General features: G+C 35.4%; 18 protein-coding genes. 5 read left to right on the forward strand and 13 right to left on the reverse strand.

Annotated features, from left to right (window positions below; translation table 11 throughout):
- Window positions 1-124 precede the first annotated feature (124 nt).
- The 4 genes from OCV62_RS12785 to tnpC all read left to right on the forward strand — a co-directional run bounded on the left by OCV62_RS12785 (window position 125) and on the right by tnpC (window position 4,372).
- Window positions 125-1,447, forward strand: coding sequence for a radical SAM protein (locus OCV62_RS12785; protein ID WP_055056086.1), 1,323 nt, complete (start codon window positions 125-127; stop codon window positions 1,445-1,447).
- A 215-nt stretch (window positions 1,448-1,662) separates the two neighbouring features.
- Entirely contained in the window at window positions 1,663-2,046 is a 384-nt protein-coding gene (gene tnpA / locus OCV62_RS18705) for an IS66 family insertion sequence element accessory protein TnpA (RefSeq protein ID WP_055056074.1), read from the forward strand.
- A complete protein-coding gene (tnpB, locus tag OCV62_RS12795) occupies window positions 2,040-2,399 on the forward strand; it encodes an IS66 family insertion sequence element accessory protein TnpB (protein ID WP_081019426.1) in 360 nt (119 codons plus the stop codon). Before tnpA ends, tnpB begins: the two co-directional genes overlap by 7 nt.
- A 311-nt stretch (window positions 2,400-2,710) precedes the next feature.
- Window positions 2,711-4,372 (forward strand): IS66 family transposase, encoded by a 1,662-nt coding sequence (tnpC, locus tag OCV62_RS12800; protein ID WP_055056075.1) that lies wholly within the window; start codon window positions 2,711-2,713, stop codon window positions 4,370-4,372.
- Between the two features lie 228 nt (window positions 4,373-4,600).
- Here tnpC and OCV62_RS12805 read toward each other — a convergent pair whose 3' ends face one another.
- The 10 genes from OCV62_RS12805 to OCV62_RS12845 form a co-directional block, all read right to left on the reverse strand.
- Window positions 4,601-5,182, reverse strand: a complete 582-nt coding sequence (locus OCV62_RS12805) for a hypothetical protein (RefSeq protein WP_055056076.1) — start codon at window positions 5,180-5,182, stop codon at window positions 4,601-4,603.
- Window positions 5,183-5,187: 5 nt separating this feature from the next.
- Complete coding sequence (locus tag OCV62_RS12810) at window positions 5,188-5,367, reverse strand: hypothetical protein (protein ID WP_055056077.1); 180 nt, start codon at window positions 5,365-5,367, stop codon at window positions 5,188-5,190.
- Between the two features lie 315 nt (window positions 5,368-5,682).
- Window positions 5,683-6,294 (reverse strand): hypothetical protein, encoded by a 612-nt coding sequence (locus OCV62_RS12815; protein WP_055056078.1) that lies wholly within the window; start codon window positions 6,292-6,294, stop codon window positions 5,683-5,685.
- 187 nt (window positions 6,295-6,481) lie between these two features.
- The gene (locus tag OCV62_RS12820) at window positions 6,482-6,811 is read right to left on the reverse strand and encodes a winged helix-turn-helix domain-containing protein (RefSeq protein WP_055056079.1); all 330 of its coding nucleotides are present in this window, start codon (window positions 6,809-6,811) and stop codon (window positions 6,482-6,484) included.
- Window positions 6,812-6,996: 185 nt separating this feature from the next.
- Complete coding sequence (locus tag OCV62_RS12825) at window positions 6,997-8,289, reverse strand: sensor histidine kinase (RefSeq protein WP_055056080.1); 1,293 nt, start codon at window positions 8,287-8,289, stop codon at window positions 6,997-6,999.
- A gap of 16 nt (window positions 8,290-8,305) precedes the next feature.
- Window positions 8,306-9,025: a LytR/AlgR family response regulator transcription factor gene (locus OCV62_RS12830; protein ID WP_262587096.1), complete on the reverse strand. Its 720-nt coding sequence runs from the start codon at window positions 9,023-9,025 to the stop codon at window positions 8,306-8,308.
- Window positions 9,026-9,130: 105 nt separating this feature from the next.
- Window positions 9,131-9,685: an accessory gene regulator ArgB-like protein gene (locus OCV62_RS12835; RefSeq protein WP_055056082.1), complete on the reverse strand. Its 555-nt coding sequence runs from the start codon at window positions 9,683-9,685 to the stop codon at window positions 9,131-9,133.
- Window positions 9,667-9,834, reverse strand: coding sequence for a cyclic lactone autoinducer peptide (locus OCV62_RS12840; protein WP_081019427.1), 168 nt, complete (start codon window positions 9,832-9,834; stop codon window positions 9,667-9,669). Before OCV62_RS12840 ends, OCV62_RS12835 begins: the two co-directional genes overlap by 19 nt.
- Before the next feature lie 328 nt (window positions 9,835-10,162).
- The gene (locus OCV62_RS18710) at window positions 10,163-10,384 is read right to left on the reverse strand and encodes an ATP-binding protein (RefSeq protein ID WP_055056083.1); all 222 of its coding nucleotides are present in this window, start codon (window positions 10,382-10,384) and stop codon (window positions 10,163-10,165) included.
- A 379-nt stretch (window positions 10,385-10,763) separates the two neighbouring features.
- Window positions 10,764-11,126: a hypothetical protein gene (locus OCV62_RS12845; RefSeq protein ID WP_055056084.1), complete on the reverse strand. Its 363-nt coding sequence runs from the start codon at window positions 11,124-11,126 to the stop codon at window positions 10,764-10,766.
- Window positions 11,127-11,252: 126 nt separating this feature from the next.
- On the opposite strand from OCV62_RS12845, the gene OCV62_RS12850 reads away from it, so the two are divergent.
- Window positions 11,253-11,594 (forward strand): helix-turn-helix domain-containing protein, encoded by a 342-nt coding sequence (locus OCV62_RS12850; protein ID WP_055056085.1) that lies wholly within the window; start codon window positions 11,253-11,255, stop codon window positions 11,592-11,594.
- Window positions 11,595-11,722: 128 nt separating this feature from the next.
- Here the strand turns inward: OCV62_RS12850 and OCV62_RS12855 are convergent, their stop codons facing one another.
- Genes OCV62_RS12855 through OCV62_RS12865 form a run of 3 tightly spaced genes read right to left on the reverse strand, consistent with a single transcriptional unit; the run spans window position 11,723 to window position 12,314 of the window.
- Window positions 11,723-11,890 (reverse strand): hypothetical protein, encoded by a 168-nt coding sequence (locus OCV62_RS12855; RefSeq protein WP_155512666.1) that lies wholly within the window; start codon window positions 11,888-11,890, stop codon window positions 11,723-11,725.
- A gap of 44 nt (window positions 11,891-11,934) precedes the next feature.
- Window positions 11,935-12,102, reverse strand: coding sequence for a hypothetical protein (locus OCV62_RS12860; protein WP_155512667.1), 168 nt, complete (start codon window positions 12,100-12,102; stop codon window positions 11,935-11,937).
- Window positions 12,103-12,146: 44 nt separating this feature from the next.
- Complete coding sequence (locus OCV62_RS12865; protein ID WP_155512666.1) at window positions 12,147-12,314, reverse strand: hypothetical protein; 168 nt, start codon at window positions 12,312-12,314, stop codon at window positions 12,147-12,149.
- Window positions 12,315-12,421 lie beyond the last annotated feature (107 nt).

Consider the following 12,421-nt stretch of genomic DNA (forward strand, 5'->3'; position numbering starts at 1 on the left):
TTCGTACCAGATACAGAGAAATGTCCATTCCTATGGCTCCTTCTTCTGAGATATTAATTGATGAAAGATTAAAAAATCCTTGATTTTCAAGGAAAAAGACTTGACTATATAGGGAGGATAATATATGTTTTTCAGATTAAATGCATTTGCATTTTTGGTTGCAGGAGAAAAAGATTATAGTATTTATGATATGAAAAATAACTTTATCTATATGCTTAATCGCGAAGCAGGAATGCTTATTAAAAGGTTAGAAAATAATGTGGACCTGGATACCTTAAAAGAATATGAAAAGCACAAGAATGTGTGTATGGACTTTCTTGGGATGTTGGCTCAAAAAGGACTTGGAGATTTTTTTGAAAATGAAGTTCATATAGAAAAGTTTCGCTTTAATGCACCAATTCAGAAAAAAGGTATGCTTGAACCAGTTCCACAATATGTAAAATGTTATTTAGAGATTAGCAATGAGTGTAATTTGAAATGCTCTTTTTGTGGAAAATCAAAATATATAAATTGGCTGGGATGCCAGAGCTGTTTTAGAAATCAAAATCATCAAGAGGCTAGTATTAAATACGACAAATTAGTAAGTGAACTTGAAGAGATTGGTGTAAAAGAATTGATTTTAGGTGGAAGAGAGCCATTTTGCAAATCAGAAGTTATTTACAAACTTATAGAACAGTGCAAAAAAAACAGTAGAATAAATTTGATAATTACTACGCCTGGAAGTGTTGAAGCAAATGAAATATTAAAAGTTTCCAGTTTATATGAAAAAATAAAATTAAACATTGTTGTTTTTGCCACACGTAGATTTTCTGAGTTTTTGAGTGAAGAAATGCAGGAGTTTATACGAAAACAAGAAAAACTATTCAGCGTACTACACAAGAATAATATACCGTATTCCGTTACTTTACAGATATATGACAAAAATCGGAATTATGCAGAGGCTATTATTAGGGATATTAAAACAGAATTGGGTATAACTCCTATGATAGCTGATATTGTGGACATGGAAAAAAGAGAAAAATTGACACATATTGGAATGAATCAAAAGATGTTATCTCAGTATAGAAATCCGCGAGAATTTTATTTGAGAAAAAGTTATAATCCATGCTTATACGGTGTTTTTTCTATTGATTTATTTGGAAATGTGAATCCGTGTCCGGGAATACATAAAGCATTAGGAAATATAACCGACAATACACTGCATGAAATTCTAAGTAAAGATGACCTTTATTCTTATTGGACTTATTCAAAAGATAAAGTTGTGTATTGCAAGAATTGTTCTATGAGATATTTTTGTTCTGACTGTAGTGTGTTTGAATTAGCGTCTCACGAAAGTTCAAATGTACATAATATGTTTTGTCCGGCAAATATTGAAGAAAAAGCTAGTGATATCTCAAATGTGGAATTCGTTGGTTGGAACAAAGAGTATTTGAGCCTCGACTATTAAACGATTATAATGCTATTTTATAGCTTTATAATAAATAAACGGTAAGCGATGAATAATCCACCGGTTTTTCAGTATCCAAAATTTATGAGATAATCCCTCTAAGGAGTGGTATCTCTATAACTTTTCCAGTTTTTTGCACTTAGGACCATTTCACTTCAGTTCTTCTGGTACCTGTGCTAATCTCACTCCAAATAAAAAACAGGAGTTGAATTTTTATGCCTAAAAAAAATCCAAGACGTACAGATAAAGAATGGTTGGATCTGATCCAGGAATGCCGGTCCAGTGGTCTTTCTGATAAATGCTGGTGTCAGGAACATCATATCCATACAAGCAACTTTTATTACCAGATACGAAGACTTCGACAAAAAGCCTGTGAGATACCGGAACCAGTCCATTCTTCTTTTTCAGGAAAACAGGAAGTTGTACCGCTTTCTTTTGAGGAACCGGCAGTCTGCCCATCCTCAGTGCAGCTCAAAACGGATACCATTCCAGACTCTGTTATAAAGATCACTTATCACAGTTTCCAGATTGAGATCACCAACGCAGCAGACCGTGAGACCATATTTCATACGTTATCAGCGCTGCAGGATTTATGTTAGGTGATCTGTCCGGTGTGTCTAAGATCTTCGTTATCACCGGACGTACAGATATGCGAAAAAGTTTCGACGGGCTTATGGCTATCATACGCGATACTTATGAACTCGATCCGTATGCAAATGCAGTTTATCTTTTCTGTGGAAGGGATAGCCGTAAACTTAAGGCACTCCATTTTGATAAGGATGGTTTTGTGCTGCTCCAGAAAAGGCTTGACGGAAACGGCAGGTTCCAGTGGCCGCGGAATGCTTCGGAAGCCCGTCTTTTGACGCGTCAGGAATTCCGGTGGCTTATGGAAGGTCTTTCCATCGATCAGCCCAAAGCAATCAAAGGCACAGGCAGAAAAAAAGATTTCTGATCCTTTGTGCAAAACAGAGAATTTTAAATTTTCTATATCCGTGACAGCAGGCAGCCGCCAGACACTTATCCACTGCTTTCTTTTTTCCTTTCGAATGCGATGTGGATGAGACTCAAAAAAACATCTGTTTTAAAACAGCAGGTGGATATCTTTCCTAAAAGAATGAGCATACAGGCATATCTTTCATTTTTTTAGGAAAGATATCCACAACTGAGGTACCGTCAGATTGACAGTACCATCTGTCCCGTCTGTTTGCCATATCCCCGTACTTCTTTTATAATAGGGATAAGAAAACAAAGGACGGAAATGCCATGCCTCATGATACAGAAGATATGATCCAGCTTTTATTAAACACGAATAAAGAACAGGAACAGACCATTGTGGATCTCAGAGCTACCATAAAAGAGCTCCGCAGCACTATTGCGAACCTGAACGAGACGATAGATGAACTGAAAAGGAAGATCTTTGGAACATCCAGCGAAAAGACCAGGCGTCCTGATCAGGAGGAAGGAATCCAGGAGGAAGAAACGGTGACCGTTGTAAAAGAACATACACGGACCAGAAGAAAAAAGTCTGTTCGTGCAGATCTGTATGAGGCCCTTCCCATAAAAGAGATCTCCTGCGATGTTCCCCCGGAAGAAAGGATCTGTCCGGACTGTGGTTCCCCGATGGAACACCTGGGGTATAAGTTTGTCCGGGAAGAACTGCGTATCACTCCGGCAAAAGTGGTAAGGGTCCATTACATGCAGGAAACCCTTATGTGTCCTGTATGTCGGCAGGAGGATGAAACAATGATCGTAGAGGCAAAAACACCGACACCGCTTCTTGCCCATAGTCCCGCATCGCCGGATATGGTGGCAATGGTCATGTACCAGAAAAGCTTTCTGCACCTTCCCTTTTACCGTCAGTCAAAAGACTGGATGGAAAAAGGGGTGCCTGTCCCAAGAGAAACTGCAGCGCACTGGTACAATTACTGTTCATTGGAATATCTCTCTCCAGTCTATGAAGTAATGCATCAGGAACTGCTGGCAAGAGAGATCCTCCATGCAGACGAGGTACCCTGTCAGGTGCTTCATGAAGAGGGAAAAACTGCCACTTCAAAATCCTATATGTGGATCTACCTGAGCGGGACTGATGGAAAACCACCGATCATCCTGTATGATTACAGACCCGGACGGAGCGGGGATTATCCGATAGAATTTCTCCATGGTTTCACTGGGATGCTCCAGTGTGATGGGTATAGTGCATACGGCAGGATCGAAGATGTTGTCCTGGTCTGCTGTCTTGCCCACTGCAGGCGTAAGTTCTTTGAAGCAGTCCCAAAAGCACGTCAGAAAAAGCTGAAACTTCTGGACATTAATTCTGAACAGGAACTTGCAGAACCTCCGCAGGGAACTGCAGAAGACAGTTCCCTGCTCCCTGCCGAAAAAGGAGTTGCATTCTGTAACCGTCTTTTCTATATGGAACGTCTCTACAAAGAACTTCCACAGGAAGAACGAAAACAGAAACGCCAGGAAACAGAACCTGCCATCTGGAATGAATTCTGGACATGGTTGGAAACCCTGGAGCCTGCTGGCGGGAGTAAGCTTGAAAAAGCGGTAAACTATGCCTTTAATCATAAAGAGACCCTTATGAATTATCTACTGGATGGAAGATGCGAGATCTCTAATAATGCAGCGGAACGTCGGGCAAAAACCTATGTGACGGGGCGTAAAAACTTTCTGTTTCATGATACTGCTGATGGAGCAACGGCAAGTGCCATTGTATTGAGTCTCATAGAAACAGCGAAAGCCAATAACCTGAACATCTATCATTATCTCTACACCTTGCTGCTGTATATGCCGGACTATAAAAATGAGCCCGCAGGCATAAAACAGCTGCTGCCATGGAGTGACTTTATAAAAGAAAGATGTACCGGGATCATAGATATCGAAAAAGTAAGACCTGAAGAACGTGGGAACCTGAATATTTAAGGTTCCCAGGAAGTCGTGACCGGGTGATTATTCATCGCTTACGATTAAAAGATAACATTTTCTTTTGAAATTGATGTGCTATTGAAGTGAAAACCATGTGAAACTCTGGTTCTGTCAGAAATAATTTGATATGAGTTTTCATCTTTTAGAGAATATTAGTGCTTGATACAAAAACAGGTGATCCCAAGATTTTGAAATCACCTGCACCTTATGTATCCTTATTCTTTTTTATAAAATTCGTAGCATCTGAATATAATTCACATTTTCTTTTTCTGATAAACGTTCTCCGAATTTCCGGAATCTGTTTTTCTCGTTCTGATAGAAATTCAATAGCTCCGGCTTTTCCTCACACTCTAAGTACACAACGCCACCGCCAATTTCACGCTGTACATGTTTAAGAATGGTCAATACCGCTTCCATCATCTTTCCGCCATCTGGAACAGGTGCGTCTTTATGCTGATAATTTTTTCCAAACTGACCGATCAGAAAAGCAGAAAGAGCATATTCATCTGTCTTCTCATTTTTTTGTGCATACCGCTGTATCTTTTTTTGCAACGTAGAAGAAAGATTTTTTCCCCAGATTTGCACTGCTTTATGTGTGATTGCAAAAATTGCCAAAACCCTGCTATACTCATCTAACAAAAGATAAGTAATGGACATCTTCCGTTTTGCGAACTCTACCGCATTATTCCGGACAAAATTTTCTATTTCTTTATTCTTCGGACACGAAAAACCGGAGAGGACATCAACCACTGACTCCTCTCCTATAAGTTCTATATAATCTAAAATATTTACAACTGCATAATACATCTCTCTTAGTTCCTTTTCCTACCCAGGAATCTGCGTAATTCTTCTACACTATCTAATATTGGAATAGACGGTGCAGAAGGTTTCCATACTGGATCTTGACTGGACTTTTCAAGTGCATCTACAAATGCTTCTGCTTTTTTCGGATCTTCAATTACAACATTGGTAAGAATACTTGATGTAGCCATATAAAAGCACCTCCTCTTCTCTTATCATTCTCTTTGTTCTAAAAAGCGGTTTTATGCTGGCTGTCAGCCGCGACACCCTTCCGAATGTCTGAAATGTCGCCGGTATCATTCAGTCCCCGGTGCGGACTCACCGTATCTCCCTGGTGTGGGCGTAATACTCTTTCGAGTATAAAATAGTCCCAATATTTACCCTGCCTAGACGCAGTACAGCTTTTACGTGCCGCTACACGAAACCTTTTGGCTTAACTATATTATATGTGATATCCTAAGAAATATCAATGGTTTCCCCAAAATTTGTATCCTGTTATAGAAGGTTCATGGTCGTTTCCATAAACTTTTTCTATAATCTGTATCCAATACTATTTTATGAAAATCCAACATTGTGTGCTCTTGCATCAGTTTCTCACCCAATTTCACAAGAGGATTGGTTTCCCATTCCGGATCAATTCCTGTTTGATGAAAGTATCTTGCATAAGCAAATCCCTCCGCTACCGCATCTGAATTTTCAAATACTCCCACCATTGCATCTGTAAACTGTACAATGATTGAGTTTCCAAAAATACCCTGCAATTCTTCCGCATTCGCATCATCATATTTCTCTACATCAAAAAATAAAGAGAAATCATACGTATTCTCTTCTCCGTCTTCTGTTTCATAAGAAATGGTTCCAAAAATATCTCCCTTGCCAGACGGAAGTTCGATTGACTCTGAAAGCTCTAATTCATATTCAATACCATTGAATACTGTCGTTGCTTCAAACATTTGTGATATACAGGTACCTTCTTTTTCATAAATATCTTTTTGTAAAAAGGAAATAGGATTATACTCCATATTTTCCCATATCTGTTTTCCTTCCACTGTCCGTTTACACAAAGAATTTAAAAGCAGCATCATTGTTTCCTGATCTATTTCTTCATATACGTTCATAGGCAGCCTCCTTTTCTTTGGATTATCCACAAAAGTTCTGTAAGGGTTTATATTAATTTCTGGTTACAACATGATATTTAGTCAAATGACGTATGTGCGCGCCTTCTTAGTAGTTGCCAATATTATATGGCGTATCTTCCAAAAATTCAATCAGAATATAAAAACTTTTACTCACACTATCCTGCCTTTACATCTTTTTTAGTCTATACCCTACATTGATCAATGTTTCTATAATATCATGCCCCATCTTTTTTCGTATCTTCCATACTACGTGTTCCACTGTTTTGTACGGAATCTGATCATCATAATAATTACTCCCCCAGACCGAACAATAGATATTCTTCTTTGGAATAACCCAATTTGGTCTTTGTGCTAAAAGATACAGAACTTCAAATTCCCTGGGAGCTAAACTGATTTCTTTTTCTTCATAAATAACAGTATATGACATGGAATCAAGTTGAAATTTACCATTTCCTAATACAATTTCAGATTTATATTCTGGAAAAACGGTTTGCATTCATTTTCACCTCCATTAGCGTCTACTAAATTGGATCATACTATTTTATGCTATTAACAATTTTCTTGATACTTTATACGTTATCCCAAATAATACATTTTTTGTTATTTAGATACAAACAATGGGCAAAGCATAATGTGCCCTACCCATTGTTCCAAATTTCCTATTGTGAGTATTCTAATACACTATCGCTCACACATTCCATTGTATACTGATAAAATTAAATTTGTTTCAAAATATGTATCTGAATATTCATAGTCCATATTGCCACAATATTTATTTGCTAGGTTTTCTAAAATCATCATGCCCATACCGAGATGCCCATTTTTAGTTGAAACCAACTTCCCTTCTTTAATTTTAGGTTTTGTACCTATTGTATTACACACCTTTATAACAATATATTCTTTAAATCTATGGATACGTAAAATGATTTTTTTACATTGAATACTGCTTTCTTCGCACGCTTCTACAGCATTATCTAACAAATTAGCAAATAAAGCTGTAATATCTGTTTTATCCATAAAATCAAAAGTAATATCTTGCATATTTACTTCAAATTCAATTCTTCTCTGTTCACATATCTGCATTTTGTTCCATATGATTGCACAAACTATTTTATCGCTACAATAAAATTGTGGTTGAATTTCTGTAATATTACTAATCAATTCCTTTTCGTAATCTGTTTTATCGTTTCCAGTCAGTTCACTCAAAACTTGTATATGTTTTTTGGTATCATGTAGTATCTGCTGCATTTGTTCATAATTATCTTGTAGACCTTCATAATACCTCTGCGTCATCTCTAATTGTTGTTCAACTAATTCTGCTCTTTTTTCCATTGTAGCCTTTTTGGATAACATCTTATACAAATAAAGAATTCCCGCATCAAGAATTACCACCCCAAAACTTACAATTAATAATTCTATATTATTTTTTTTCCCTATTTCGTGTTTGACGAAATAACCTAAAATACTAAATTCAAAAACCATAAGAAAAATCATATAGAAATGTAAAATTCTTGAAATAGTATTTATTTGACAGTGTTGCAAAATTTGTATTACTAACTTATATGTGCATAAAATAATAACTGCATTTCCTATACCTGATACCAAAAAATATTTAGGATTGGTTATAGTATTATATGTACTACTTTGTAACACTGTGGAGAAAATAACTGTTACCACTATATCCGCAATTGCCAAATAGATAATTATTATTCCAGAATTAATTAATATACTTTTATCATGTGCTATATACAAACTTTTGCTTAATCCGTATAACAAAAGTGTTGAAAACAAAACATTTAATATCGGAATTCCAAACCATGCTATTCCGACACTCAAAATCACATATATGACATATATTCCTGTAAATGTTAGTTTATTATAACTAAATTTTCTTTCATATAAAGATTCCATAACATCAAAAAAGACATATCCAGTTACTATACAGGAACACATAACCCCTATAAGCCGAAGCACGTCAAACACCTCCCATTTAAATTTTATCAAATGTTGATTGCAAGAAATCATTAAACTTTGCTTTAAATCCTACTGCACGTTTCTGTGCCAATGGGATAGTACCTCCGTTTTCCATAAGTATATCAAACCCTTTGATGCGTTTAATGTGTAGCATGTTTATGATAAAGCTCTTATGTGGCGATTCAAAATTATATTTATTAAATTTTTCATACAATTCTTTCAAACTGTACGTAGCTATGTACTCACCCTGTGATGTATTAATCAAAACTCGCCTTGACATATACTCAAAATAATATATATCATCTAATTCTAATGTCAAAACTCCTTTTTCTGTTGTAAATGCAAATTTCTGTTTTTCTATTGAATTATCTAAGTAATGTATAACTTCTTTTAGAACGTTAAAGATTCTATTTTCTCGCACTGGTTTTTCAACATAATCAAATGCATGTACTTTATAAGCACAACTTGCATATTTACTGTAATTTATTACATAAACAATTTTACTATTTACATCCCAGTTTCTTAACTTCTTTGCAGTTTCTATTCCATTAAGCCCTGGCATATCTATATCTAAAAATATGACATCAAAACGAATATTTGCCTTTAATAATTTTAAACCACTTGTAAATTCAGCCACCCACACAGGTCTTCCGATATCGGCAAAATATTCTTTCACTATAGCAATCAGTTTGCTGCATATCTGTTTATCATCATCACAAATAGCTACTTTTATCATTTGTATCACCTCCGTTATCCAACGCAAGTATATTTATAATTTTATATCATACCTAAAAAAAGAGGATTTTTCACTATTTTTAATAAATAATATCTAGAAAATCACTTATGTTTTTTGTCTTCCTTTCCCAATCAGTAACATAATTGTTTCTATAACCCAAGCACATATAATTCCATTTATAATTTCCTTAAAAAATAGGGATAACAGACAAATTATCCCTTCTATAATTAAAGTTTTTATTGTTTTTTTCTTATATATTGTCAATTCCTCTCGACTTAACGGTCTATTTGAAGTTTCTTGTGGAGAAAAAGTACTAATAGCCCCTGCACAAATACCTAAAATAATATATATCACGAATAATTCTACATATTCAAGAATATAAAAAAGAAGTATGGAAAACGAAGTAACAATCCCTGTACAAGCATAGCATCCTTTCGAACTTTTTGCATGATATCCGCCGGCATACTTTCGTATACCGGCATATGCCACCAAGAACACTGCTGTACATATGAATTTTTTGCAAATCGTTCCCAATAATAAGATTGTAACTATATGAAATATTTTTTTTATTAACAACGTCAATCCATATTGGTATAATTCTGAATCTTGCTGATGTATAATATTGTTTTTAATGAGTATTTTTACAACTCTCTCAACCATCTTTTATTTTTTTCTTTTCTCAATTTATGTACGCATTGAGGCATTTTAGGCTGCCCATGAAAAAATACACAAGTTGTATTTGCACTTCTTTCAGCCTCCTTATATGACATCTTTGCAATAAATTCAGCGATACCTCTTTTTACATTCATTGATCCTTCCTCCGTTTCGTGTCTATTATATTATTACATATAAGATTATATTTTTCTTTTATCTTAAATGCAATAGCAATGGACAAACTACGAATTATCAGGTTAAACTACGATTAGGTTCTTATATAACCTTTAGAAGTCATTTATACTTGTGATGCTGATATGATAGGTGTGTTTGTATCTGCCAGAGGCTAACATCACCGCCAAGTTGTTTCTAGATTCTTCGAACTCACACTGAGAGTAGAAAATCCTGATAGATTTCTTACATTTCCAATGGAACAGAGCCAAGAGATCCTTTTATTCTTAATTCAGTAAGCTTCCGTAGGAATCATTCATCCGATATCAGTATCAATAGATTGACATATTTTTCCAAGATTTTAATATAGCTACCTGCTGTCCTTGCTATTTCCAGATCAATAAGCAGTTCTGAACGACAGACATATTTGGTGTTGCAATAATGTTTATAGGCTTCTACGTCAAAAGCATAGATCATATACGTTTTACTACAATCTGTGTTTGTACCAGTAATAAATTCGATATATACCAGCATACCAAACCTATCTTTTAATGGAACTTCTTTTAATTTTAGGTTAGCAAACTAGTTACACGAATGTTTTTAATAACTTTATAACTCAGTGATGTTATATAGAATAATATCTTTTACATACTGCTTCTAACAAGGGCTCCGGATATTTCTCGACAAGCACAGCATCGGTACTATTTGCATCCAATAGTTATGATATAGATAATTTTTTAGTACACTATAGCACACAATTAATCGTTTTCTTAGAAACACCGCAGCGCTCAACAATATTCTGTTGACTGAAATTTAGGCTTGATAGCCTGAGAATCTCACGATAATTGGTTTTCCCAAAAAAGGAATTTCCGTTTTCTCTGCATGAATAGTAAAGACACGGACACCAGAATACTCAGCAAATCATTTTTATTACTGTATATTGATTATGATATACAACATTAACCATAGTGATTTTATTTTTTCTCAATTTCTTATTTATTTTATTTATTAATTTTTGCGACAAACTCTTTTTTGTAAATATTCGTACAACATACCAATCTTTATATTTATGAATTCGTATATAAAAATGAAACACTTTACCATAAAAATATAAGTCATGAATTACTTGAATTAAGTATATTTCAACTCTTGCTATAGACTTTTTCTGTCCTTGTAAATTATTTTTATCATAAAACCACTCTATAATACATAATGGACATTTTTCTTTTATTTTTTTCTCTAAAAGTTGACTCCATTCAATACATTGATATTCCATCACATCTTCTCCTTTTCCATTTTATATCAATATACAACTTTAAGTTCTATTATTCAACGCTTAAAGATTATTTCTGAACACGGAAGCATAAAATATAATGATATGAAACATAGGAGGTGATACTGTATGCAAAAACCTGATAAAAGAGCAATTGGTGAACGGATTAGAAAACATCGCGAGGAACTCAACATGAGTAGAGAACAGCTTTCCGAAATAATGGGTATTACTTCAAAGTTTCTCAGTGATATTGAATTTGGTCTTCGGGGATTTTCAATTGAAAAACTTTTTTTATTTTCAGAATCTCTAAACCTTTCAACCGAATATATTCTGTTCGGCACAGGTCCTTCTATTAATGATCGTATTTTTTTACAAAGCATTAATAAATGCCCAGAAGAAAAGAAAGAATATCTCCTCTTAATACTCAATAAAATCATAGAATCTTATAATATAGATACTAAAACTGTATGAAATACTCAGCAGGATTATACCTCGATCTACCCCTTATGTGCTAGATTTTCATGTATCAAAACCGTATTCAACATACAAAAAGGGTGTTGCATTCTGCAACACCCTAAAACAATTTACTTATAAAATAATCAAGCACCATTTGCATTCGCAGTTAATGCTCCACCTGCTGTTCCACCCAGCGTTCCGAAGGCAATTGTACTACCTCCACCAACCAGACATCCTGCTGCACATCCTGCTGCGCATGATCCTGAACACAATGTGCCTGAACAGTTATCTACTGGCATTACTTCTCCCATATCGCATTTTCTCCTTTCGTTTTACTCAAAATCAGTCTTTCTTATTAAGCACCATTTGCATTTGCGGTTAATGCTCCGCCTGCTGTTCCACCCAGCGTTCCGAAGGCAATTGTACTACCTCCACCAACCAGACATCCTGCTGCACATCCTGCTGCGCATGTTCCTGAACACAATGTACCTGAACAGTTATCTACTGGCATTACTTCTCCCATATCGCATTTCCTCCTTTCGTTTTACTCAAAATCAGTCTTTCTTATTAAGCACCATTTGCATTTGCGGTTAATGCTCCGCCTGCTGTTCCACCTAGCGTTCCGAAGGCAATTGTACTACCTCCACCAACCAGACATCCTGCTGCACATCCTGCTGCGCATGATCCTGAGCACAATGTACCTGAACAGTTATCTACTGGCATTACTTCTCCCATATCACATTTCCTCCTTTCGTTTATTGTAAGCGATGAATAATCACCCGGTCACGACTTCCTGGGAACCTTAAATATTCAGGTTCCCACGTTCTTCAGGTCTTACTTTT

The sequence above is a fragment of the Gallintestinimicrobium propionicum genome (assembly GCF_025567525.1).
Lineage (GTDB): Bacteria > Bacillota > Clostridia > Lachnospirales > Lachnospiraceae > Gallintestinimicrobium > Gallintestinimicrobium propionicum.